A 24,490-nucleotide genomic window follows, 5' to 3' on the forward strand; every position below is an offset into this window, starting at 1 on the left:
CTACCGTGCAAAGCCGCCCCGCCGGCCGCACCCTTCCCCGCTTTTGAATGACGCCGTGATGCCCTTTTTCAGCCAGAAGAAAGAAACCGACCCCCACCACTTTCCGCCCCCGAGCCTGCCGTTGCTGGCGCTGGAGTTGCGGGCGCCCTGGGAGTTTGGGGCGGTGCTGCCGGCCTGGCCCGTGCTGCAGCGCGCCCCCAAGGGCGACGGCCACACGGTGATCGTCTTCCCGGGCCTCACCGCGGGCGATGTCACCACGTCGCCGCTGCGTCGTTATCTTGAATCCCGCAACTACCACACCGAAGGCTGGGGCCAGGGCCTGAACCTGGGCCCGCGCGACGGCGTGCTGGACGCCGCCAAGCGCCAGTTGCAAGCTGCCCATGAGGCAAGCGGCAGCAAGGTGAGTTTGGTGGGCTGGAGCCTGGGCGGCGTGTACGCGCGCGAACTGGCCAAGGAGATGCCCGAGCGCGTGCGCTGCGTGATCACGCTGGGCACGCCATTTGCGGGCCACCACACTTCGACCAACGCCTGGCGCCTGTACCAGCTGGCCAGCGGCCGCAGCATCGAGCGCGAGACCGAAAACTACAACCTGCCCGAAGCCCCGCCCGTGCCCACCACCAGCATCTACTCGCGCAGCGATGGCGTGGTGGCCTGGCGCGGCAGCGTGCAGGCGCCCGCTGCGCACAACCCGCACACCGAAAACATCGAGGTGGTCGCCAGCCACTTTGGCATTGGCCTGAACCCAAGCGCCTGGTGGGCCGTCGCCGACCGGCTGGGGCAGCCGCAGGGGCCCGGCGCCGTGTGGCAGCCGTTTCAGCGGCCCCGCGTGCTGGGCTCGCAGATCATGTTCCCAGACCCGCAGCGTTGAGCGGGCCGCGGCCTGCCTGCGCGGTGGGCGGCCGTTGCGGACATACATGCGGCTTTAGGGTGATCTGCTATTTTTTTTATAGCTACTAGCACTTACTGGATAAGCGCTAGGGCCCATTTTCTCTCAAACCCATGCTCCGGGCCAAGCCACAGCCAACCTGCTGGCGTGTCGCCAGCCGCCGACCTGGCGAAAAGTTTGGTGGTGGCGAACAAGCTGAAGCCGTCGTCGGCCGCACGCCGCACTCCAACGTGCGGCGCACCCTGGAGCTGGCGATTCAGCGCCGCAGATCTTCCTGATGCACCTCGCCAAAGCGGGTCACTTCGCGCTCCTGCGGCTCGGGGATGGCCTCGCTGGGTGGGTCAGATTGGGCGGGCGCCACGGCCGACCCGCCCAGCGCGCCGGTGACTGCGCCCACCACTCCGCCGACGACGGCGCCGGCAGGCCCTGCAACGACAGTGCCCACCACTGCGCCCGCAGCAGCGCCGGCCACTGCCCCGCCGCCGACTGCGACGCCTTGCAGTTGTGCGCCAGGGCGGTCTGCACCCGTGTGCACGACGCCGTCGTCGCGCAGGTTGGGGCCAGGCAACGGCGCGGTCTGTTCGCGGCGCGCCTGCTCGGACAGGTCGTTGTCACGGGTCACGGCTTCAATGGTCGATGGGTTCATGGAGGTCTCCTGCAGTGGATGGGCTGGCAGGCGCTCGGTGAGCGCTGCCGTCCTTCGGTTGTAGGCCTCCTTGATGGGCTATTGCGCCGTCTGCGGGCGTTCAACGCTGTCGGACAAGGACTTCGTCCAGGGTGTGCCGCGGGTTCCAAACGATTGCCAGCGGGGCGCGGTGCTACGCACGTGCGGGCGTTGTGGTCACTGCCCGGCGCGTGGTCGGCAGCCCAGCCGGGGTGGTCGGCGACTGCGGTTCAGCACCGGCTGATGCGCGTACCTGCAGCCTTCTCCAAAGCCCCGACGCGGGCACCCCTCAGGTGGCAGGCAGATAGGGTCGCCGTGGGCGACGGGGACGCGCCCATGGGCTGAGCCGGGCATGGCCGCACGCAACCCATTCACCGTCGCGCCAGCCTCAATTGCTCCTATCCTGATAGCTGCAAAGGCAATAGGAATAAGCGCTAGAGGCCATTGAGGCCCTTACCCTCCATTGCATCCCCGCAGTGCCAGCAAGACACCGCAGAAATCAGAAGCTCTCCCAATCGTCATCACCGCCCGCAGCCGTGGCAGTGGATGGCGCAGGTGCTGCTTTGGCCGTGGGCTTGGCAGCGGGCTTGGGGGCCGACAGGCTCGCCACAGGCGCCGCACTGCGCTGGCTGGCTGGCGCCGCCGATGCGCCACTGCGCGCAGCGCCCAGTTTGGCAGCCGCAGGCGCAGCCACCCGGCGGGCCGGTGGCGCAGGGATGGGCGTGGGGCTGCGTGCTGCGACAGGTGCGTGCACTGCGGGCGCGCTGCGCGCCACAGCGGTCGTTGCGGCATCCAGCTTGAACACGGCCACCGCATTCACCAGTTCGCCGGCTTGGGCATTGAGCGCGCTGGCGGCGGCAGCCATCTCTTCGACCAATGCCGCGTTCTGCTGCGTCGCCTGGTCCATTTGCGTGACGGCTTCGCCCACTTGCGATACGCCCTGGCTTTGCTCGCCGCTGGCCGCGCTGATCTCGCCCATGATGTCGGTCACGCGGCGGATGGCACCGACCACCTCGGTCATCGTGGCACCGGCCTTGTCGACCAGCGCCGTGCCTTGTTCCACACGCTCCACGCTGGCGCTGATCAGGGCCTTGATTTCCTTGGCGGCCTCGGCGCTGCGCCCGGCCAGGCTGCGCACCTCGCCGGCCACCACGGCAAAACCGCGGCCCTGCTCGCCGGCGCGGGCGGCTTCCACGGCGGCGTTCAGCGCCAGGATGTTGGTCTGGAAGGCGATGCCGTCGATCACGCTGATGATGTCTGCGATCTTCTTGCTGCTGTTGTTGATGCCCTTCATGGTCTCAACCACTTCGGCCACCACGTCGCCGCCTTGCACTGCCACCGTCGATGCGTTCAGTGCCAGCTGGTTGGCAGCGCGTGCGTTCTCGGCGTTCAGCTTGACGGTGGAGCCGAGCTCTTCCATCGATGCTGCGGTTTGTTCCAGTGCCGAGGCCTGTTGCTCGGTACGGGCCGACAGGTCGTGGTTGCCCGAGGCGATCTGCGCGCTGGCGGTGGCCACGCCTTCGGCGTTGCCGCGCACGCCCGACACCACATGCGACAGGTTGTCACGCATGGCGCCCAGCGCGGTGAGCAGCTGGCCCATTTCATCGCGGCCGCCGGGCGGCACATCGGCCGCCAGGTCGCCCGCCGCAATGCTGCGCGCCGCCTGCACGGCGTGGCGCGCCGGCACGGTCACCGAGCGCGTGATGCCCACACCCAGCAGCGCGGCCAGCACCACGCAGGCCACCATGGTGCCCAGCAACCACAGGCGCGCCATGTCAAACACGCTGTGCGAATCGGCACTGGCCTGCGCCGCGTTCTCGGCGTTGATCTTTTGCAATTCGCCCAGCGATTCGGCGGTGGCCACAAAGGCGGTTTCCGACTCGCCGGCGTAGAGCATGCCCAGCGCGTCGCCGGTGAGGTCATGGGTTTCGGTGGTGCTGAAGTCGACGTTCTTGGCCACCTCGATCAGGTCGGCCTGCAGCGTGATGTATTTGGTCTTGCGCTCTTTGTACTGCTTGAAGGCCTCGCGCTCGCGGGGGGTGTCGGCCAGGGGTTCCAGCGCAGTCTCGACGCGCTCGACGTCCTTGTGCCGCGCCAGCACCTGCTCGGAAAACGCCTTCACCTCGGCGGCATTGCGCGCGGTGGCCAGGCCCCCTTCGGAGCGGCGCATGCGGTTGAGCAGCACCCGCAGTTCGCCCACCTGGGCCACGGTCGGCAAGAGGTCGGTGGCCAGGCTGTCGGCACTGCTTTGGATGCGCGACATCTGGACCAGGGCCATCACGCCCAGCAGCGTGGTGAACAGCACCATCAGCAGGAAGCCTGCTCCCAGCTTGACGCCGATGCGCAGATCGGAAACTTTCATGAATCACCCTTCAGAGGGCGGTGCCCGGGCCCGCCGCCATTTGTAACAAAATGCTGACCCAGTCTATCAGTCCGGGGCCGCATCTCGTCTCAGGTGTTTCACGGTTTCGGCATCCGTTGCGCAGCAACAGCGACGGGCTCCACAACTCCATTTTGCTACCAATTTCATAGCATCAAGCGCTTAACCAACAAGCGCTGGGGGCTTCTACGGCACCCATTCTGTAGGGTTGGGTCCCCTGCCCTACTGCGGCAGCACCTCCAGCACGATGAACTGGTTGGCCTGCGTGTCGGCCGTGAAGTTGTTGTCGGCCGCCAGCACCAGCGTGCGGTGGCCGTTGGGCAGCGTGTGGCCCCAGGTGATGGCTTCGATGTTGTCGAGCTTCACGCCCTGCCAGGTAAGCGGCATCTCCAGCAGCACCTTGCGCGTCATGGGCGTGTAGGTGGCGCCCGCCAGGCGCTGCGTGCGGCTCACGTCGGTGGTGGCGCTGGTGATTTCGGTCCACACGAGGCGGACGGTGTTGCCCACGCCCGAGGCAAACGCGCGCTCGACCGCGATGAACTGGCCGTTGCCCACGGCCAGCAGGTCTGACAGGCCGTTGTCCGGGCCAAAAGGCGCGCCCGGCGCGGCATCCACCGGGATCTTGGGCAGCGCATAGGCGTACTGCCCCTTGGGCTGGCCGGTGGTGGGGTCGATGGCGGTCACGCGCACGACGCTGCCGGCCTGCAGCGTGGTGAGCGGGCCGTCCTGGATCAGCGCGTCTTCGTTGGCGGCATACACCGTGCCGTCGGGCGACACGGCCAGGGCCTCGAACACCTTGTTGCTGCGCGCGCCGTCGGTGGTGTTGTCGGCGTACTGGTACATGGCAGGCAGCGTGAATTCGCGCACAAAGCGCCCTTCGCGTGTCATCTGGCGCACAAAGGGCTGAAAGCGGCTGGCGGGGGTGGCGTTCCAGTTGCCTTCCGATGCCCAGTACAGGCTGCCATCGGGTGCGGTGCGGATGGCTTCGGGGTCGACCGTGCGGGCGTTGGCGGGGAATGGCGTGCCGTCCTCGCGCAGCATGTGGGCTTGGCGGTTGATCTTGATCTTGACGGCGCCGCTGGCGTCGTAGTCGATGCCCAGGTTGTAGAAGCGCGGCGTGCCACGCTCGCCGCCGCGGTCGTCCGAGATGGCCCAGTAGCTGCCGTCGGCCGCACGGTCCAGGCCCGAGATACCGCCAAATTCCACACCGTCGAACACCGTGCCCGTGGGCAGCGACGCACTGCCCAGCAGGCGCAGCGATGCGATGGGCTGTGCGCGGCCGCCATCCACGCCATCGCCATCGTTGCCGCCGCAGCCGGCGAGCGCAGTGGCCATCGCAATCGCCGCCGCCACGGTGGTGGCGAAATGCCGCCAGGAATGATGTTGCCCTGCCATGTGTTTGCTCCCGCCCTGTCAGGCCGTTGAATGGATGAAAGCGCCCGAGGCTAGGGGGCGCATGTTTCCCGGGCGTGACAGGGAGAGCTCAGCAGCTGGTCGGTGGCGGGTCGGGATACCGAGTGGCGAGTGGCGGAAGAGCGACCGCGGACGAGATCAACGGCACGGACCGCAGCGCGACGATCATCAAAGCGGCCAAAAAAAAAAGCGCACAGCCAAATCGCTGTGCGCTCTTATTTTGATAGCTACTTGCGCTTATGGATCAAGCGCTGGCGGCCATTTTGGCTTCAAACCCGGCATGGACGGCCGGGCGCCGGGCCTCAGGCGTTGTTGGCCTTCTTGTAGGCCGCGATACCGTCGGTGACTTCCTTCTTGGCGGAGTCGATGCCTTCCCAGCCGACGACCTTGACCCACTTGCCCTTTTCCAGGTCCTTGTAGTGCTCGAAGAAGTGGGCGATGGCGTTGCGGCGCATGGCGTTCACGTCGTCGATGGTCTTCCAGTGGTCGTACATGGGCAGGATCTTGGACGTGGGCACGGCGATGACCTTGCCATCCACACCGGCCTCGTCTTCCATCATCAGGATGCCCAGCGGGCGGCAGGGCACCACCACACCCGAGTGCAGCGGGTACGGCGTGATCACCAGCACATCGACCGGGTCGCCGTCGCCCGACAGGGTCTGCGGCACGTAGCCGTAGTTGGTCGGGTAGTGCATGGCCGTGGTCATGAAACGGTCCACGAAGATCGCGCCGGATTCCTTGTCCACTTCGTACTTGATCGGGTCGGCGTTCATCGGGATCTCGATGACCACGTTGAACGCTTCAGGAATGTTCTTGCCAGGGGTGACGTTGTTGAGGGACATGTCTTTGAATAGTGGTTAGTGAACGTAACCCACGATGCACGCTGTAATCGGCCGTGTCCGTTCAAGGGACAAAGCAACCTGCGGTTGTCGGGATTAACCCTGATTTTAGGTGCACGCCCCTTTCTGCCCGCTTGCATGTCACCGTTTGGCTGTAAATTGGCCCTGTTGGCCAATCGACTCCTTGCGCGTTAGCAGCCCGGGAGCACGAGGAAGCAACGCAGCGGAAGCACCACCGACCTGCGTTGTGTTTCCTTCCGTGCGACTGAATTTTCAAGGAGTGACGAATGGCTGGAACTACAGCGCTGACTGCCCCCCTGATATTGGCTCTGGTTTGCGGATTGATTGCGGTGGGCTACGGGATCTGGGCGCGGGGATGGATCCTCGCCAAGGACCCCGGCAACGCCCGCATGCAAGAGATCGCCGCCGCCATCCAGGCCGGTGCCGCCGCCTACCTCGCCCGCCAGTACAAGACCATCGCCATCGTCGGCGTGGTGCTGGCCATCCTCATCGGCATCTTTCTGGACGGCACGACCGCCGTGGGCTTTGTGGTGGGCGCGGTGCTCTCCGGAGCCTGCGGTTTCATCGGCATGAATGTCTCGGTGAAGGCCAACGTGCGCACGGCGCAGGCCGCCACGCACGGCATCGGACCAGCACTCGACGTGGCGTTTCGCGGCGGGGCCATCACCGGCATGCTGGTGGTGGGGCTGGGCCTGCTGGGCGTCACGGGCTTCTATTGGTTTCTGGCGGGCAACGGCAACCTCACGCCCACCGCCAACCTGGCCACGCTGCTCAACCCGCTGATCGGTTTTGCGTTTGGCTCGTCACTGATCTCGATCTTTGCGCGGCTCGGTGGCGGCATCTTCACCAAGGGCGCCGACGTGGGCGCCGACCTGGTGGGCAAGGTCGAGGCGGGCATCCCTGAAGACGATCCGCGCAACCCCGCCGTGATTGCCGACAACGTGGGTGACAACGTGGGCGACTGCGCCGGTATGGCGGCCGACCTGTTCGAGACCTATGCGGTGACGCTGATCGCCACCATGGTTCTGGGCGCGTTGCTGGTGGTGAGCGCCCCGGTCAACGCCGTGGTGTACCCGCTGGCGCTGGGGGCCGTGTCCATCATCGCGTCCATCATCGGCTGCTTCTTTGTGAAGGCCTCGCCGGGTATGAAGAACGTGATGCCCGCGCTGTACAAGGGCCTGGCGATTGCGGGCGTGCTGTCGCTCATCGCCTTCTACTTCGTCACGGTGTGGATCATGCCGGACAACTCCATCCTGGCCAGCGGCAGCCAGATGCGCCTGTTTGGCGCCTGCTTCACCGGGCTGGCGCTGACGGCTGCGCTGGTCTGGATCACCGAGTTCTACACCGGCACGCAGTACTCGCCCGTGCAGCACATCGCGCAGGCCTCCACCACCGGGCACGGCACCAACATCATCGCGGGCCTGGGCGTGTCGATGCGGTCCACCGCCTGGCCGGTGATCTTTGTCTGCCTGGCCATCCTCTCGGCCTACCAGCTCGCAGGCTTGTACGGCATTGCGGTGGCGGCCATGTCCATGCTGTCCATGGCGGGCATCGTGGTGGCGCTGGATGCCTATGGCCCCATCACCGACAACGCAGGCGGCATTGCCGAGATGGCAGAGCTGCCCAGCAGCGTGCGCGACATCACTGACCCGCTGGACGCCGTCGGCAACACCACCAAGGCGGTGACCAAAGGCTACGCCATCGGCTCCGCCGGCCTGGCCGCCCTGGTGCTGTTTGCCGACTACACCCACAAGCTCGAGAGCTACGGCCGCGCCATCACGTTCGACCTGTCGGACCCCCTGGTCATCGTGGGCCTGTTCATCGGCGGGCTGATCCCCTACCTGTTCGGTGCCATGGCCATGGAGGCTGTGGGCCGCGCCGCCGGCGCCGTGGTGGTGGAGGTGCGCCGCCAGTTCCGCGACATCCCCGGCATCATGGAAGGCACGGCCAAGCCCGAGTACGGCAAGGCCGTGGACATGCTGACCACCGCCGCCATCAAGGAGATGGTGATCCCCAGCCTGCTGCCCGTGGTCGTGCCCATCGTGGTGGGCCTGGCCCTGGGCCCCAAGGCGCTGGGCGGGCTGCTGATGGGCACCATCGTCACCGGCCTCTTCGTGGCCATCAGCATGTGCACCGGCGGCGGCGCGTGGGACAACGCCAAGAAGTACATCGAAGACGGCCACCACGGCGGCAAGGGCAGCGAAGCCCACAAGGCCGCAGTGACCGGTGACACCGTGGGCGACCCCTACAAGGACACGGCCGGCCCGGCCATCAACCCGCTGATCAAGATCATCAACATCGTGGCCCTGCTGATCGTGCCGCTGGTGGTCAAGTTTCACGGCGGTTAACGCACACTGACTCCGGGCGACGCGGGCTTGGAGTAAGGGACAACAGGGGGCCTCGGCCCCCTTTTTGCCGCGTACGATGGCAGCCATAGGCCCCCCTTTACCCACCACGACGGCCATGACACCCACCCCACCGCTGGCCACTGCCCCCTCTGACAGCCATTCGGCGGCATACCAACGCATCGTGCACAGCGTGCTGGCGGATGCCCGGCACCAGATGGAGCACATTGCCGAGGCTGCGCGCATGGCCCTGCAGTCGCGCCAGGACCAGGCGCGCACGCCCGGCGAGCTCCACGCCCTGCGCGAAGCGCGCGAGCAGCTGTCACGCCTGGCCTTTGTGATGGCCGAGCGTTATCCCGACGCACTGCGCAAGGCCCTGGCAGAAGAATCCGCGCAGCACGAGGAGAAACCCACCCGCTCGCTGTTCAGCATCCACTTCGACGACCTGGAGCTGATGGACGAGGCGCAGATCAACGAAAGCGTGGAGCGTGCCCGCGCGCGGCAGGTGCTGATCACGGCCGTGGAGGGGCCCCTGGCCGACCTGGACGCCCTGGTGTGCGCAGCGCTCGGTCTGCCGCGCGTTCAGCCCGAACACAACCCGCTGCGGCCCGAAGTCTTCTTGCAGGCGTTGCAGGCCCTGGTGTCGCAGATGCAGGTGACCACCCAAGTGCGCCACGACTGGATGGGCCCGCTGGCCCACGCGCTGGGCAACGAACTGCGCGCGCTGTATCTGGCGCAGATCGAGCGGCTCAAACAAAGCGGTGTGCAGCCCGTGGGCTACGCCATGCGCCAGGGCGATGGGCAGGTGATCTACGTTGCCCCGGCTGCGGGCGGCGCATCGCCCGGCTTTGCGTCCGAGACCGACCTGCCCGAAGCGGCGGCTTCGGCCGACCCGCTCTTGACGCTGGACCGCCTGCGCCGCCTGCTGCTGGGCGAATTCAGCGAGCCCGCGGCGCTGATGGAGGAGGCGCTGCCGTTCCAAGCCGCGCTACCGCCTTCATCCCCAATCGCTGCTGCGCCTGGGCGCGGACCGGCCGAGCCTTTCACCAACCCGTTGGCCCGCGAGTTCGATCACCCGGACCCGCTGCCCCCCATCGACGTCCCCATCGACCCCCCTGCCCCGGATTTCGCCGCCACCGTGCCCGCCGCTTTCGAGGCGCTGCAGGAGATGAACCAGGTCGACCGGATGATGGAGCGCCTGGGCAGCCAGCGGTCAAAGGCAGGCGATGGCAGTGCAGACCACGCGGCCCATACACCGCGCAGGCACGCTGGCGGCCTGGGCGAGGTGCTGAGCATGGAAGTGGTCTCGCTGATGGTGGACAACATCGCGCGCGACGCCCGGCTGATGTGGCCCGTGCAGCAATTCGTCCGCGCGCTGGAGCCTGCGCTGATGCAGCTGGCGCTGGCCGACCCCCGCTTCTTCAGCCACAAGGAGCACGCCGCGCGCCGGCTGCTGCAGGACATCACCGACCGCAGCTTGGCCTTCAACGGCACCGAGGCGCCCGGGTTTCAGAGCTTCATGCGGTCGCTGATGAACATCGCCGGCCCGCTGGCCACCGCCACCATCGAAGGGCCGCAGGATTTTGAGCACGTGCTGGAGCAGCTGCACGCCAAGTGGGCCGAGAAGGACCAGGCGCGCAAAGAGGAGCGCCTGCGCGCCATCGAGGCACTGCAGCACGCCGAGCAGCGCCACCTGCTGGCCGCCCAGATCTCGCGCGAGATCTGGCTGCTGCCCCAGATCGGCGAGGTGCCCGAAGCCGTCTCCCGCTTCCTGCTCGGCCCATGGGCGCAAGTGGTGGCCCAGGCGCGCCTGACCGACACCAGCGGCAGCACCGACCCGGGCCGTTATCAGGAGCTGGTGGACGCGCTGATCTGGAGCGCACAGCCCCAGCTGACCCGCGCCCACACCGGCCGCCTTGCCCGCCTGCTGCCCAAGCTGTTGGCCAAGCTGCGCGAGGGCTTGGCGTCCATCGACTACCCGGCGGCCCGCACCGAGGCCGTGTTCGAGCTGTTGATGCAACTGCACCAGCAGGCCTTCAAGCATGGGCCCCGTGCAGCGGCCCCACCCCCGGCTGCCGTGGCGGACGCGCCGGCCCTGGCCCAGCCCGCGCCGCTGGACGACGACGACCCGTGGGTCGCGCCCTCCGAGGCCCGCGAATCGGGCCACATGGACCTCTCGGAGTCGCCCGAATCCGTCAACGCCGCAGTGGCGCCGGAGCCCACAGCCGTCGACCCCACCGCACTGCCCCCATTGGCTGTCGGCACCTGGGCGAACCTGCTCGTGGCCGGCCAGTGGGAGCGCACGCAGCTGTCCTGGATCGGCTCGCAGGGCAACCTTTTCCTCTTCACCAGCGCGTCCGGCCGCACCCAGTCGATGACGCTGCGGCTGCTGGACCGGCTCTTCCAGCAAGGGGCCCTGCAGGTACTGACCGAGCAGTCCGTGGTGGACGGCGCGCTCGACGCCGTGGCGCAGGCGGCCATGCGCAACAGCGTGGAGAGCAGGCTATGAGGGTTTTGCTACTAAAAGAAGAGCTACTTGCGCTTATGGAATAAGCGCTGGAGGCCTTTTTTATTGAAAAAATGGCCCGCTGCACCGGCTTGGCGGATCTCCCGCGCTGAGGGCCTCGCTGCCGCGGTCTTGGAATCCCCTTCACGAATTGCGCGGCGTGGAGCGTAGACCCGGCGCTCGGCAGCGTTGAAAAGGCTGGGGCAGCGATTGCCGAAGGCTCACCGGGCACCCCATCGCTCCACATTCGCACCGCTCGATGGCCGCTCGATCGCGCAGCAGCTCCTTAGCGTTCCCCAGGTAGTCAAATCCGTGGCAGGGTGATACCCTGCATGCGTTCAGTCCAAGGCTTTTGCGACATTCGAGAGATCGAGGGGATTTGTCAGGGCCTTAGCCCGCTTCGGCGGGCTTTTTTACGCCTGCACTTCGGCAGGCGTTTGGCGCCTTTCGTTTAGCACGGGGTTTACGCATTCCCTTTGGCGCGTGGTCTGGCGTGCCGGCTGGCTTCAGCAGGCCTCCCGCATCGGCCTTCAACTCCGCTTTTCGCGCCGCCTTCACGGCATAAGGTCAGGGGCTGACCAGACCCGCGCCGGCACGCAGCGCGCGCCCTTCACACCTGCGCCGCCACCGCCGCCCGCAGCAAGGCCGCCGAGGGCGCCACCAGTTCCGCCAACTCCCCCGCTCGGCCTAGTTCAATGGACTGCAGCACCATCTCATTAATGCCCCCCACCACCGCGATCGCCATGGCCGGGTGCAACGGCGCGCCGTGATCTTTGTCGGCGCGCCGGTTGATCACTTCCAGCATCAGGTCCACCAGTTGCTGGTTGGCCCGCCGCCGTGCGGCAAGGCCCGGCATGCCCAGGCCCAGAATCTCGATGAAGAGCGTGCGCAGCAAGACCGGATTGCAGGCCAGCGCGCCGAAATACGCCGACAGCGCCTGCTCGAGCTGCGCCTGCCAGTCGCTTTGCGGGTCAATGGCGCCGCGCAGCACCGCCAGCGCGTTGCGGCTGGCCGATTCGTACAGCGCCGTCAGGCATTCGGCCTTGTCGGCAAAGTGTTCGTAGAACGTGCGGCGCGACACGCTGGCCTCGCGCACGATGTCGGCGATCGTGGTGTCGGCATAGCCCTTGGCGGCCACGGCGCGGGCCATGCCCTCGAGCAGGCGGGCGCGGTGTTCCGCAACCAGCGGCGGGGTGCCAACGGGGGTGGTTTCCTCAACAGCAGTCATAGCGCGCAGATCCCTTCTCACCAAAAGGTACTTGACAGTACCACACCCGCCATCCATGATGCGGCACCCTGGTACGGCCAAGTACCAATGCCGTCTAGATGCCCTTTTTTTACCAGCGCCAAAGCGCTGCAGGAGATTCTTTCATGACCGAACTCGTCGTGCGCCGGCTGCTCATCGACCTGGAGACTCCGTTTGACCGCCACTGGTGCGGTGGCGACGCGTTTCGCACGGCGTTCTTCAACGCGCTGTCGATGAGTTTCCCGGTGGGCGAGCAGTTCTTTATCGACGCGGTGAAGGGCGGCCACAAGGCCATGGCGCCCGAGCAACACGCGCAATTTGCGGACGAGGTGCGCGGCTTCATCGGGCAGGAGGCCACGCACCGCCGCATCCACGCCCTGTTCAATGGCCACCTTGAAAAGCAAGGCCTGGTCAACGAATGGGCCGCACGTGCGCAGGAACGCATGAAGCTCTTCGACGGCGCCGACCCGCGCCACCCTCTGGCCGTGACCGCGGCCAACGAGCACTTCACCGCCCTGCTGGCCGAATGGCTGCTGGCCCACCCCGGGACCCTGCAGGGTGCGGAGCCGCGCCTGGCCACCATGTGGCAGTGGCATTGCGCCGAAGAGTCCGAGCACAAGAACACCGCCTTCGACATCTATCAAGCCCTGGGCGGCAACCACGAGTGGCGCATCACCTGGTTTCGCCGCATCACCATCGTCTTTCTCGGCGATGTGCTGCGCCAGACGGTGGGCAACCTGCGCCGCGATGGCACGCTGTGGCAGTGGCGCACCTGGTCCAGTGCCGCGCGCACGCTGTTTGGCAAAGGCGGCCTGGTGCGCGAGACATGGCGCCCCTGGCGCGAGTACCTGCGGCGCGACTTCCATCCCAGCCAGCACGGCACCGACCTCTCGCAGCGCTGGTTGGCCGAGCACAGCCAGGCGTACGTGCCCGTCGGCGCGCGATGAGCCTTCCCTGACACCCGCAGGATTACCTTCAACGGCCCTGGGGCAACCCGGCCCACACATCCATCGGCAGCCATTCCAGCGGCAGCCGCACCTCCACCCCCTCGCGGCTCCCCCGGGCACGCAGGTAGGCCATGGATGCATCAAAGTCGTCGAGCGGCGGCGGCATCGGCTGCAGGGGTTGGCCGGGCGGCTGCCAGAAGTCGTCCCAGTGGATAGGGATGACGCGCCGCGCGCCCACTGCGGTAATCACCTCGGTCCACAGCGCGTCGCGGTAGCTCTCGGGCCGCGGGCCCAGGGCGCCAATGCCCTGCATCACCACGTCGGCGTGCACGCCCCGCAGGGCCCCGTGCTCAAAGCCTGCGCTGCCCACGATGAGCAAGGTCTTGCCGCCATGCTCGATGTGCAGCGCATAGCTCTGGCCTTCCTTGTAGTCGCTGGCACGCACAGGCGGGTGCAAGGGCTCTGTGATCTCGCCGCCGGTGAAGCCGGTGGGCGCATGCCGGCTGGGGTACAACGTGGCGGTAAAACGCCCAAAATGCAGGGGCTCCCCCAGCTTGGCGATGCGGATCTGCGCTTCAGGCAATCCCGCGCCCCGGCCCACGTTGGCCGTGGACGGCGAGCCCAGCAGCAACGCGCCCGTGCGCCGGGCGACCTCGGGAGCATCCATGGCATGGTCATAGTGCGAATGCACGGGGATCACCGCTGCGAGCCTGCCCGTCTTGCCGGTCAGCCCGGCACGCTCCAGGCCCTGGGCGATGGCCTGCAGGTCGGGCTCCACCTTGCCAAGGAAGGTCTGCAGCTTGCCGGGGCGGGAGAAAAAGCCGTCGGTGAGCAAGGCCGTTTCACCATCGTCCAGCAGCACGGTGGAAACCCCGAGGAAAGTCACCTTCAGCGGCGCCGGCGGCCCGCTGCCAACGGGCGCCTTCCAATGCAGGTCCGCGTACGGGGCGAGCGATCGATGCTGCTGCAGCGCCCACCAGAGCGCAGCCAGCGCCAGCAGCACCAGGGCCAGCACCGCCAGCACTGCCCTCTTGAACACCGTCACGGTCCCCACTAGGGCACCGCCTTCACAGCAGCCTGGGCTTGCCGCCGCAGCACCAGCGTGCCAAACAGCGTGGCCAGGACGTACATGCTGACCGAGTAAATGGCTGCAGGCAGTGCCAGCTGGAAATTGCCCAGTACCGACAACGCAATAAAAATCGCCAGCGTGGAGTTGTGGATGCCGATCTCAAAGCTGATGGCCGTGGCCATCGATTTATCCAGCCCCGCCGCGCGCGACAGGTAGTAGCCCGACGCGAGGCTGATGGCGTTGAACAGCAACACGGCCGGACCGATGCCCGCGAAGGATTCGACCAGCGCTGTCCATTCCTTGGCAATCGCAATCAGCGCAAACGCGGCCAGCACCACGGCGCTGAAGATCTTCATGGGCTTTTCCATGCGCGCGCTGAAGGCCGGCGCGCGTCGGTGCACCGCCATGCCCAGGACCACGGGCACCAGCACGATGACGATCACCTCGACCACCTTGCCAAACTGCAGCGGCACCACCTGCCCCGTGTGCGCAAAGGTGTTGATGGCCCAGTTGGTGATGAGCGGCAGGCTCACGATGGACAGCACGGTGTTGATGGCCGTGAGCGAGATGTTCATCGCCACGTTGCCCCCAAACAGATGGCTGAACAGATTGGCCGACACACCGCCGGGCGACGCTGCCAGCAGCATCAGCCCCACCGCGTAGATGGGCGCCACGCCCAGCAGCACGATGAGCGCATAACACGCTGCGGGCAACACCAGCACCTGCAGCGCCAGGGCCAGCACGACGGCCCGCGGGTGGTGCATGAGGCGCTTGAAATCGCCCACCGTGAGCGACAGCCCAAGACCAAACATGACCAGCCCGAGGGCGATGAACAACAAGGTGGGAAGCACGGACACAAAACTCATGTGCGCACGCGGCCGCAATCGGCCGCGCTCCATTCAATGCGGGTAGAAACAGCACGGCCCACGGCATACCCCGAGGGCGCCGTGGGCCTGGTGCCGCAACCCGGACAACAACAAAAAGAACAGGAAAAAAGTGGGGCGGAAGGCGATGCGTGCTTACGCAGCCGCCTGGCCCGTACGCTGCCGCACCGGGCCGCTGCGGGCTTCGATGGCGGCCTGTACTTCCTTGCGCAGGCCGAGGGCAAACGCCCACTCGGCCACCACAAACAGAGGCCCGACCAGCAGACCCACAAGGTCGTCCACAAAGGCGGGCTTGCGGCCTTCGTAGTAGTGGCCCACAAACTGGATCACCCAGCCCACCGCAAACAGGCCGATGCCCGAGGCCAGCCACACGGCCATGCTCTGCACGGCCAGCCATTGCGCCACTGCCAGCATGGCTGCCAACAGCGCGGCCATGGTCAGGCCGAAGCGGGCATCGAGGCGAAAGTAAAAGACGCTGCTGGCCAGTGCGCAGAACAAGGCCGGGGTGACCGGCAGATCGCCCACCATCCACGTGGGGCGCGAGAGCAGCACCACCACGGCGAACATGATCATTGGCACGCCCACAAAATGGGTGTGGATGTTGCGCGGGTCGCGGTGGTAATCGGCGTACTGGGAGAGGTGGTCGATCAGGGTTTTCATGGGTGTCTCCGGGTGTTCTTTTGAGCAGCATCAATACTCGCTCCGCGGCCACGCCAGCGTCTGTCGTGCACACGACAAAAAGACCTACTCCGGCCACCCTCCTCCGGCCCCCGCCGCCCTCCACTACGCGCCTTGCGCACTGTTCAGACTGCATGACCGACCCCGCCGCCTATCTGCCCATCCTTGCGTCCGGCCGCTGGTTTGCCCACCTGCCCGCGGACTTTGCCCAGCCGCTGATCGGCATGGCGCACCTGCGCCAGCTGCAGGCGGGCGAGGTGCTCTTTTTGCGGGGTGACGCGCCCTGTGGCCTGTACGCGGTGGTGCGCGGGGCGATCAGCATCTCGGGTACGGGCGGGCGGGCCAATGAGGCGCGCGCCGCGCTGCTCACGCGGCTGGAACCACCCAACTGGTTTGGCGAGATCTCGGTGTTTGACGGCTCCGCACGCACGCACGACGCCCATGCGGCCGAGGCCAGCACCCTGCTGCAGGTGCCGCACGAACGGCTGCAGGCCTGGCTGCAGGCGCACCCGGTGCACTGGCATGCGCTGGCCCTGCTGCTCACCGACAAGCTGCGCACCGCCTTTGTGGCCATGGAGGAATTGGCCCTGCTGCCCGCCCCGCAGCGGCTGGCCAGGCGGCTGGTGATGATGGCCGAGGGCTACGGCCAATGGACGGCCGAGGGCCAGTCGCGCCGTGTGCTGTCCATCTCGCAGGAGCAGTTGTCGCTGATGCTGGCGATCTCACGCCAGACCACCAACCAGATCCTCAAAGACCTGGAGGCGCGGCACCTGCTGCGCGTGCAGCGCGGCGAAGTGGAAATCCTGGACCTGGGCGCACTGCGCGCCACATGCTACTGAAACAATAGCTACCAGCGCTTATGCAACAAGCGCCAGGTGCCTATTTGACACAAATAATAAGCACACATTCCATTTCCGGGCAAAATGACGGCCATGCAACTGAACTACATCGCCAACGCCTCGGTTCCTTCCGCATCGGGCCGCACGATCCCCATGATCGATCCGTCCGACGGCCAGCCCTTCGACGAGATCCAGCGCAGCAACGCCGACGACATCGATGCGGCGGTGCATGCGGCGCGCCAGTGCTACCACGCGGTGTGGCAAAAGCTGGCGCCGGTCGAGCGTGGCCGGTTGCTGCAAAAGCTCTCGGCCAAGATCCTGGAGCATGCCGATGAGCTCACCGCGCTGGAACAGCGCGACTGCGGCAAGCCCACCAAGCAGGCGCGGGCCGATGCGATTGCGCTGGCACGCTACTTCGAGTTCTACGCTGGCGCCTGCGACAAGTTCCACGGCGAGACGATCCCCTACCCCGATGGCTACAGCGTGCTGACCTGGCGCGAGCCGCACGGCGTCACCGGTCATGTCATCCCCTGGAACTACCCCATGCAAATCTTTGGCCGCAGCGTGGGCGGAGCCCTGGCTGCAGGCAACGTCTGCGTGGTCAAGCCGGCCGAAGACGCCTGCCTGTCGCTGATCCGCGTGGCGCAGCTGGCGGCCGAAGTGGGCTTCCCCTCCGGCGCGCTCAACATCGTCACCGGCTACGGCCACGAGGTAGGCGACGCGCTGGCGCGCCACCCCGGCATCGACCACATCAGCTTCACCGGCAGCCCCAAGATCGGCACGCTGATCCAGCAGGTGGCCGCCGAGCGCCACTGCCCAGTGACGCTGGAGCTGGGCGGCAAGAGCCCGCAAATCATCTTTGCCGATGCCGACCTCGATGCTGCCGTCCCCGTGGTCATCAACGCCATCGTGCAGAACGCCGGGCAGACCTGCTCGGCGGGCTCACGCGTGCTGATCGATGCGTTGATCTACGAGCCACTGCTCGAGCGCCTGGGCACGGCCTTTGAGGCGCTGCGCGTGGGCCCGGCCGCGATGGACCTGGACGTGGGCCCGCTGATCCGCCAGACGCAGCAGCAGCGCGTGTGGGACTTTTTGTCGGACGCGCAGGTCGCCGGCATTCCCATGGTCGCCCAGGGCATCGTGGTGGCTGACGCACCCGACACCGGCTACTACCAGGCGCCCGTGTTGCTGCGCGATGTGCCGGTGAACCACCGGCTGGCGCAAGAGGAAGTCTTCGGCCCCGTGCTCAGCGCCATGGCGTTCGAGGACGAGGACCATGCGGTGGAGCTGGCCAACGCCACGCAGTTCGGCCTGGTGGCCGGCATCTGGACGCGCGACGGCGCCCGCCAGTTCCGCATGGCCAAGCGCGTGCACAGCGGCCAGGTGTTCATCAACAACTACGGCGCTGCGGGCGGCGTGGAGCTGCCGTTTGGCGGCGTCAAATCCAGCGGTTACGGCCGTGAGAAGGGTTTCGAAGCGCTGTATGGCTTCACGACCTTGAAGACCGTCGCCATCAAGTACGGCTGAAGCACACAGGTGTCCCGCTCGCACACGACGGCGCGTGCAGGCCCCGCTAACCTCGGCTTCTTCTGTACGACGATTTTTCTTCCGCCATGCCCCTGAGCCCTCCCGCCCCCCGCACCCTGAAGCATGTCCGCCGGGTGAACTACCAGGGCTTTGAACGCGACGATGGCCTGTGGGACATCGAAGGCGAGCTGCACGACAGCAAAGCCTACGACGCGCCCTCGCACCGCGATCCGACGCGCACGCGTCTGTCGGGCGAGGCCATCCACCACATGTGGCTGCGCGTCACGGTCAACCGCCAGCTGGTGGTGCAGGCCATCGATGTGGCCATGGATTCGCACCCGCTCAAAGGCTGCACCGAGGCCCAGGCCGCGCTGCAGCAGATGGTGGGCTGCAGCATGGCGCGCGGCTGGCGCCAGGCCATCCAGAAGCACCTGGGTGGCGTGGCCAGCTGCACCCACCTGCGCGAGCTGCTGTTCAACCTGGCGACGGCGGCCTTTCAGTCGGTGCCGGCCGTTTTTTCGTCGAGCAACCCCGACGAGCCGCCCCGCCACCTGGGCCAGTGCACGGGATGGGACTTCAACGGCAACGGCGTGAAGGAATTTTTTCCGCAGTTCTACGGCCGGGTGCCGCAGGCGCCTGCTGTCCGAGCGAGCGCCTCGCAAACGTCGTCGCAGCCGACCACACCAGAAATACCAGTCAAATCAGCCTCTAGCGCTTGATAAATCAGCGCAAGCAGCTATCAAATTTGATTTAAACCCCAAACACCCATCGGAGACCCCATGCGCGCACAGAACAAATCCATCATCGTTACCGGCGCCGGCAACGGCATTGGTGAAGGCATTGCCAAGCGCCTGGCGGCCGAGGGCGGCAAGGTCATCGTCAACGACATCAACGAAGCCGGTGGCCAGCGCGTGGTGGCCGACATCACGGCGGCCGGTGGCACAGCGGCCTTCTTCAAGGCCGACGTGACGAAGTCTGCCGAGGTCAAGGCGATGGTGGACGAGGCCGTGCGCCTGTACGGCCAGCTCGACGTGGTGGTCAACAACGCGGGCTGGACACACCGCAACCGCCCCATGCTGGAGGTGAGCGAGGAAGACTTCGACAAGGTCTACGCCATCAACATGAAGAGCATCTACCTGTCGGCCATCCACGCCGTGCCCGCGCTGCGCAAGGCCGGTGGCGGCAGCATCATCAACATTGCCTCCACAGCCGGGCTGCGTCCGCGCCCGGGCCTGACCTGGTACAACGGCTCCAAGGGCGCCGTCATCATCACCAGCAAGTCCATGGCCGCCGAGCTGGGCCCCGACAACATCCGCGTGAACTGCATCAACCCCGTGTTCAACCCCGACACCGGCCTGGCCGCCGAGTTTGCCGGTGGCCCGGTAGACGAGGCGCGCCGCGCCAAGTTTTTGGCCAGCATTCCACTGGGCCGCTTTTCCACCGCGCTCGACGTGGCCAACGCTGCGCTCTACCTGGCCAGTGATGAGGGTTCGTTCATCAGCGGCGTGTGCATTGAGGTAGACGGCGCGCGCTGCGTTTGAGGCCCGCAGGGCGGGGATGCCGCGTCCACGGCTGCCGCATTCCTCGCGCCTCGCCCCTTCGTTTTGCCGGCGCGCACTGCGCTGCGGCCTGAATACGCAACCTCGCTGGCCCGTCACCGCAGGCTGCGCCACCATGCCGCCCATTGATCCCGGTCAATTCCCCTGCCAGGGGCATCCCCCCGCGAAAGCAGTCCATGCGGCAAAATCACGCCATGGCCGAACGTGTGATTCCCCTGGTTGACCAACGCATCGCCGCACTGGCGGCACGGGTGCCGTTGCACGCCACGGCGCCCACGGGCCTGCTTACCGACACCCGGGGCCGCCCGCTGCGGGACCTGCGCATCAGCGTCACGGACCGCTGCAACTTCCGCTGCAACTACTGCATGCCCAAGGAAGTGTTCGACAAGGACTACCCCTACCTCCCCCATGGCGCCCTGCTCAGCTTTGAAGAGATCACGCGGCTGGCGCGGCTGTTTCTGGCGCACGGCGTGCGCAAGATCCGGCTGACCGGCGGCGAGCCCCTGCTGCGCAAGAACCTTGAAGCGCTGGTGGCCCAGCTGGCCGAGCTGCGCACCGTGGACGGCCTGGCGCCCGACCTCACGCTCACCACCAACGGATCGCTGCTCGCGCGCAAGGCCAAGGCCTTGAAGGACGCCGGCCTGAGCCGCGTGACGGTGAGCCTGGATGGCCTGGACGACGCGATCTTTCGCCGCATGAACGATGTGGATTTTCCGGTGGCGGACGTGCTCGACGGCATCGAGGCCGCGCACGCTGCCGGCCTGTCGCAGATCAAGGTCAACATGGTGGTCAAGCGTGGCACCAACGACCATGAAATCCTGCCCATGGCCCGCCACTTCCGCGGCACGGGCACCACGCTGCGTTTTATCGAATACATGGACGTGGGCGCCACCAACGGTTGGCGCATGGACGAAGTGCTGCCGTCGGCCGAGCTCATCGAGCGCCTGCGCGCCGAGCTGCCACTGGTGCAGCTCAGCCCCAGCAGCCCCGGCGAGACCGCCGAGCGCTGGGGCTACGCCAATGCCGCCGGCCAGCACGACGCGAGCCTGGGAGAGGTGGGCGTGATCAGCAGCGTGACCCAGGCCTTCTGCCACGACTGCAACCGCGCCCGCCTGTCCACCGAAGGCAAGCTCTACCTGTGCCTCTTTGCCAGCCAGGGCTACGACCTGCGCACCCTGCTGCGCGGCGGCGCCAGCGACGATGCGATTGCATCGGCCATCGCCCCCATCTGGCAGCAGCGCACCGACCGCTATTCGGAGCTGCGCAGCAGCCTGCCTGCGGAAACCGGGCAAGGAGCGCGGCGGGTGGAGATGAGTTACATCGGCGGATAACAGTGGTGGCCGTCGCAACACGATTGCCCTGCAGAGCGTTATCGCCGCGCGATGGCTCGAACACCGATTTGTAAGGCACCATGGGTTGCTGCCGACATCCTCTTTTCCTCGAACCCACGCCATGCCCCTCGCCCCCAAGCACCGTGCGCTGTTTCTGGCCAATGCCACGGTCCTGATCACCCACCAGATCGACGCCGCGTACTGGCACGAATGGGAGCTGTTTCACATCCCCGGCGGCAACCAGGTCAACCTGTTGCTGAACCTGCCCATCATTGCGCTGGTGCTGTACGCGCAGGCGCAGGTGGCCCGCGGCACGGGCACCAGCGCCCTGCTGTTCTACAAGCTGATGCCTTGTCTGGGGGCCCTGACCGTGGCGATTCATGGCCTGTTCTTTGCGCTGGGGCACGACGCATTCACTCAACCTGTGTCCCTGGGCTTGTTGGCCTGCACGGCCGTCCTTTCGTGCCTGCAGCTGACCGCACTGCGTGGCCAGCAGCCCGGTTAACACCTTCATTTTTACGCCAGGCGCACCTCCATGATTGACACCCAATACATCACCGGCCTTGTGCTTGCCGGCGGCCGAGGCTCCCGCATGGGCGGGGTCGATAAGGGCCTGCAGAACTTTCGCGGGCTGCCGCTGGCGCTGCACACGCTGATGCGGCTGCAGATGCAGACGGGCGCTTCGATGGTCAACGCCAACCGCAATCTTGCGGCCTACGAGGCGTTTGGCGCCCCGGTGTGGCCCGATGTGCTGGCCGACTATGCCGGCCCGCTCGCAGGCTTTTTGACCGGGCTTGAGCGCTGCGAAACACAGTGGCTGCTGACGGTGCCCTGCGATACGCCCCTCTTCCCGCTCGACCTGGCCACCCGCCTGGCGGCGGCTGCCAGCGAGCAGGACGCGGACATCGCCATGGCGTGTGCGCCGGAGGACGACGGCCAGGGCCGCCTCAATGTGCGCCCCCAGCCGGTGTTCTGCCTGCTGCGCGTGGAGCTGCTCGAAAGCCTGGTGGCGTTCACCCAGGCAGGTGGCCGCAAGATTGACGCGTGGACGGGCCAGCACCGCTGCGCGTTGGTGCCGTTTGACCGGCCGGGTGACGATCCGCAAGCCTTCTTCAACGCCAACACGCTGGCCGAGCTGCACGCGCTGGAGGGGGCGGCAAACCGTTAGGCCTGGCGCGCACTGTGCGCTCCCAGCCATATCCCGCACGCCGTACAACACATCGCGCCGCCCCCCAGCGCTGTCTTTACCCCACCATGCCCAACGCCCACAGCAATGCATCCGCGGCCCCGGTGCCCGCCCCACCGGCAGTGCGCATCCGCGCGCTGACGGCGGCCGATGCCGTGGCCTACAAGGCATTGCGCGACGAGGCGCTGCGCACGGCGCCCGATGCGTTCACGTCCGACTACGCCTCATCGGTGGGCCGCCCGGCCAAGGAATACGCGGTGCGTTTTGGCTCGGTGGAATCGGGCATGTTCTTCCTGGGCGCGTTCAACACGGCCGGCCAGCTGCTGGGCTGTGTGGGCTGCGAGCGCGAGCAACGCGCCCAGCAGCGCCACTGCGCCAGCGTGGTCGGCATGATGGTCGCGCCCGCGGCGCAGCGCCAGGGCATCGGGCAGCAACTGGTGGCCGCCTGTGTGCAGGCCGCGCGCCAGGTGCCGGGGCTCACGCAACTGGTGCTGACCGTGACCTCGACCAACACCCACGTGGTGCGACTGTACGAACAGGCAGGCTTTAGCGCCTGGGGGCTGCTGCCGCGCGCTGTGGTGGTCAACCACGTGGCCTACGACAAGCTGCACATGCTGCTTTTGCTAACCTCGGACCCTTTTCCCGCCTGCCGCTCCAAGTGACCGCAGCCGCACCGCGGTGACCACAATACGGCAGAGCAGATTGCCCTAATCGATTGCCTCATCGCCCATGAAGACCATTGCCCAAATCGCCGCTGAACTGCAGGGCTACGACCCGCAGGCCCTGAGCGCTGCCGACGTCAACGCGTTTCTGGACCGCCTGGTCGAGCCCGTGACGCAGACCGAAGAGCTGCCGCTCTTCCAGGCGCTCGGCCGCGTAGTGGCACGCGACGTCGTATCGCCCATCAGCGTGCCGCCCCACGACAACTCGGCCATGGACGGCTATGCGCTGGCCGGCGCACAACTGGTGGAGGGCCAGCCGCTCACGCTGCGCGTGGTGGGCACGGCGTTGGCTGGCAAGGCCTGGGCCGGCAGCGTGGCCGTGGGCGAGTGCGTGAAGATCATGACCGGCGCCATCATGCCCGCGGGGCTGGACACGGTGGTGCCGCAGGAGTTCACCAGCTCACCTGACGCGGGTCAGCACATCACCATCGCGGCCGATGTGCTGCGGGTGGGCGACAACCGCCGCTTCAAGGGTGAAGACTTGATGGAAGGCGGCGTGGCGCTGGCGCGTGGCGAGCTGCTCACGCCCGCGGCGCTGGGCCTGGTAGCCAGCCTGGGCCTGCCCACCGTGACGGTCTACCGGCGCCTGCGCGTGGCGTATTTTTCGACCGGCGACGAAATCCTGAGCCTGGGCGAGGCGCCCCGGGAAGGCGCGGTGTACGACAGCAACCGCTACACGGTGTTCGGCCTGCTCACACGACTGGGCGTAGAAGTGATCGACCTGGGCGTGGTGCGCGACGAGCCTGAGCTGCTGGAGGCCGCGTTCCGCAGCGCGGGCCAGCAAGCCGACGCCATCATCACCAGCGGGGGCGTGAGCGTGGGCGAGGCCGACCACACCCGCACGATGATGAAGAAGCTGGGCGACGTGGCCTTCTGGCGCATCGCCATGCGCCCCGGCCGCCCGATGGCCGTGGGGCGCATCGCCGGCGCTGAATTTGAAGCCAAAACAGGCTCTAGCGCTTTATCTATAAGCGCTGATAGCTATAAAAATAATAGCGAACGCAATCCAAACACAGGGGCAGTGCTTTTTGGGCTGCCGGGCAATCCTGTGGCGGTGATGGTGACGTTCCTCGCCTTTGTGCGCCCCGCCCTGCTGCGCATGATGGGCAGCACCCGCGCCGCGCCACCGCTGCTGCGTGCGGTGTGCACTGAAGCGCTGCGCAAAAAGCCCGGCCGCACCGAATACCAGCGTGGCACCGTCACCACCGCACCCGACGGCACGCTGCAGGTGCGCACCACCGGCAACCAGGGGTCGGGCGTGCTCAGCTCCATGGTGCAGGCCAACGGTCTCATCGTGCTGCACCACGGCCAGGGCAACGTGGCCGTGGGCGACATGGTGGACGTGATGGTGTTTGACGGCGCCATTTGATCCGCCCTGGCAAGGTCTTCGTGGATCGCGGTGTCGTCCCGCACTGACACCCGTTCGCGGCGATAGCCCCTGCCCTCAC

21 protein-coding genes are annotated in these 24,490 nt (G+C 66.9%); 13 read left to right on the forward strand and 8 right to left on the reverse strand.

What is annotated here, in order from left to right:
- The first annotated feature begins 58 nt into the window (after nucleotides 1–58).
- Nucleotides 59–868, forward strand: coding sequence for an esterase/lipase family protein (locus ACSQ3Q_RS15235; protein WP_436135194.1), 810 nt, complete (start codon nucleotides 59–61; stop codon nucleotides 866–868).
- A gap of 274 nt (nucleotides 869–1,142) precedes the next feature.
- Here the strand turns inward: ACSQ3Q_RS15235 and ACSQ3Q_RS15240 are convergent, their stop codons facing one another.
- The 4 genes from ACSQ3Q_RS15240 to ppa form a co-directional block, all read right to left on the reverse strand.
- Nucleotides 1,143–1,532 carry a hypothetical protein gene (locus ACSQ3Q_RS15240; RefSeq protein WP_436135195.1) on the reverse strand — a complete coding sequence of 130 codons (390 nt, stop codon included), beginning with the start codon at nucleotides 1,530–1,532 and terminating at the stop codon, nucleotides 1,143–1,145.
- A gap of 517 nt (nucleotides 1,533–2,049) precedes the next feature.
- Entirely contained in the window at nucleotides 2,050–3,912 is a 1,863-nt protein-coding gene (locus ACSQ3Q_RS15245) for a methyl-accepting chemotaxis protein (RefSeq protein ID WP_436135196.1), read from the reverse strand.
- A gap of 240 nt (nucleotides 3,913–4,152) precedes the next feature.
- Nucleotides 4,153–5,325: an esterase-like activity of phytase family protein gene (locus ACSQ3Q_RS15250; protein ID WP_436135197.1), complete on the reverse strand. Its 1,173-nt coding sequence runs from the start codon at nucleotides 5,323–5,325 to the stop codon at nucleotides 4,153–4,155.
- Nucleotides 5,326–5,645: 320 nt separating this feature from the next.
- Nucleotides 5,646–6,185: an inorganic diphosphatase gene (gene ppa, locus ACSQ3Q_RS15255; RefSeq protein ID WP_436135198.1), complete on the reverse strand. Its 540-nt coding sequence runs from the start codon at nucleotides 6,183–6,185 to the stop codon at nucleotides 5,646–5,648.
- A gap of 284 nt (nucleotides 6,186–6,469) precedes the next feature.
- Between ppa and ACSQ3Q_RS15260 the strand changes: the two genes are divergently transcribed.
- Nucleotides 6,470–8,551, forward strand: coding sequence for a sodium-translocating pyrophosphatase (locus ACSQ3Q_RS15260; protein ID WP_436135199.1), 2,082 nt, complete (start codon nucleotides 6,470–6,472; stop codon nucleotides 8,549–8,551).
- 115 nt (nucleotides 8,552–8,666) lie between these two features.
- Complete coding sequence (locus ACSQ3Q_RS15265; protein ID WP_436135200.1) at nucleotides 8,667–11,057, forward strand: DUF1631 family protein; 2,391 nt, start codon at nucleotides 8,667–8,669, stop codon at nucleotides 11,055–11,057.
- Between the two features lie 607 nt (nucleotides 11,058–11,664).
- Here ACSQ3Q_RS15265 and ACSQ3Q_RS15270 read toward each other — a convergent pair.
- The gene (locus tag ACSQ3Q_RS15270; RefSeq protein WP_436135201.1) at nucleotides 11,665–12,282 is read right to left on the reverse strand and encodes a TetR/AcrR family transcriptional regulator; all 618 of its coding nucleotides are present in this window, start codon (nucleotides 12,280–12,282) and stop codon (nucleotides 11,665–11,667) included.
- 143 nt (nucleotides 12,283–12,425) lie between these two features.
- On the opposite strand from ACSQ3Q_RS15270, the gene ACSQ3Q_RS15275 reads away from it, so the two are divergent.
- On the forward strand, nucleotides 12,426–13,247 hold the full coding sequence (locus tag ACSQ3Q_RS15275) for a metal-dependent hydrolase (RefSeq protein WP_436135202.1): 822 nt from the start codon (nucleotides 12,426–12,428) through the stop codon (nucleotides 13,245–13,247).
- 28 nt (nucleotides 13,248–13,275) lie between these two features.
- Here the strand turns inward: ACSQ3Q_RS15275 and ACSQ3Q_RS15280 are convergent, their stop codons facing one another.
- The 3 genes from ACSQ3Q_RS15280 to ACSQ3Q_RS15290 form a co-directional block, all read right to left on the reverse strand.
- Nucleotides 13,276–14,286, reverse strand: coding sequence for an MBL fold metallo-hydrolase (locus ACSQ3Q_RS15280; protein WP_436135203.1), 1,011 nt, complete (start codon nucleotides 14,284–14,286; stop codon nucleotides 13,276–13,278).
- A 14-nt stretch (nucleotides 14,287–14,300) separates the two neighbouring features.
- Nucleotides 14,301–15,182 carry a bile acid:sodium symporter family protein gene (locus tag ACSQ3Q_RS15285; RefSeq protein WP_436135204.1) on the reverse strand — a complete coding sequence of 294 codons (882 nt, stop codon included), beginning with the start codon at nucleotides 15,180–15,182 and terminating at the stop codon, nucleotides 14,301–14,303.
- A gap of 153 nt (nucleotides 15,183–15,335) precedes the next feature.
- A complete protein-coding gene (locus ACSQ3Q_RS15290; protein WP_436135205.1) occupies nucleotides 15,336–15,860 on the reverse strand; it encodes a DUF962 domain-containing protein in 525 nt (174 codons plus the stop codon).
- Between the two features lie 152 nt (nucleotides 15,861–16,012).
- Between ACSQ3Q_RS15290 and ACSQ3Q_RS15295 the strand changes: the two genes are divergently transcribed.
- The 9 genes from ACSQ3Q_RS15295 (at nucleotide 16,013) to moeA (ending at nucleotide 24,411) form a co-directional block, all read left to right on the forward strand.
- A complete protein-coding gene (locus ACSQ3Q_RS15295; RefSeq protein ID WP_436135206.1) occupies nucleotides 16,013–16,717 on the forward strand; it encodes a Crp/Fnr family transcriptional regulator in 705 nt (234 codons plus the stop codon).
- Nucleotides 16,718–16,810: 93 nt separating this feature from the next.
- A complete protein-coding gene (locus ACSQ3Q_RS15300; RefSeq protein WP_436135207.1) occupies nucleotides 16,811–18,244 on the forward strand; it encodes an aldehyde dehydrogenase family protein in 1,434 nt (477 codons plus the stop codon).
- A gap of 86 nt (nucleotides 18,245–18,330) precedes the next feature.
- Entirely contained in the window at nucleotides 18,331–18,963 is a 633-nt protein-coding gene (locus ACSQ3Q_RS15305; RefSeq protein ID WP_436135208.1) for a DUF2889 domain-containing protein, read from the forward strand.
- 60 nt (nucleotides 18,964–19,023) lie between these two features.
- Nucleotides 19,024–19,785, forward strand: a complete 762-nt coding sequence (locus ACSQ3Q_RS15310) for an SDR family oxidoreductase (protein WP_436135209.1) — start codon at nucleotides 19,024–19,026, stop codon at nucleotides 19,783–19,785.
- A gap of 212 nt (nucleotides 19,786–19,997) precedes the next feature.
- A complete protein-coding gene (gene moaA, locus ACSQ3Q_RS15315; RefSeq protein WP_436137011.1) occupies nucleotides 19,998–21,134 on the forward strand; it encodes a GTP 3',8-cyclase MoaA in 1,137 nt (378 codons plus the stop codon).
- 121 nt (nucleotides 21,135–21,255) lie between these two features.
- The gene (locus tag ACSQ3Q_RS15320) at nucleotides 21,256–21,639 is read left to right on the forward strand and encodes a DUF6713 family protein (RefSeq protein WP_436135210.1); all 384 of its coding nucleotides are present in this window, start codon (nucleotides 21,256–21,258) and stop codon (nucleotides 21,637–21,639) included.
- A gap of 30 nt (nucleotides 21,640–21,669) precedes the next feature.
- Nucleotides 21,670–22,302: a molybdenum cofactor guanylyltransferase MobA gene (gene mobA / locus ACSQ3Q_RS15325; RefSeq protein WP_436135211.1), complete on the forward strand. Its 633-nt coding sequence runs from the start codon at nucleotides 21,670–21,672 to the stop codon at nucleotides 22,300–22,302.
- Between the two features lie 86 nt (nucleotides 22,303–22,388).
- A complete protein-coding gene (locus tag ACSQ3Q_RS15330; protein WP_436135212.1) occupies nucleotides 22,389–22,982 on the forward strand; it encodes a GNAT family N-acetyltransferase in 594 nt (197 codons plus the stop codon).
- Between the two features lie 67 nt (nucleotides 22,983–23,049).
- Complete coding sequence (moeA, locus tag ACSQ3Q_RS15335) at nucleotides 23,050–24,411, forward strand: molybdopterin molybdotransferase MoeA (protein WP_436135213.1); 1,362 nt, start codon at nucleotides 23,050–23,052, stop codon at nucleotides 24,409–24,411.
- Nucleotides 24,412–24,490 lie beyond the last annotated feature (79 nt).

The organism is Acidovorax sp. LjRoot129 (genome assembly GCF_964253765.1).
Taxonomy (GTDB): domain Bacteria; phylum Pseudomonadota; class Gammaproteobacteria; order Burkholderiales; family Burkholderiaceae_C; genus Acidovorax.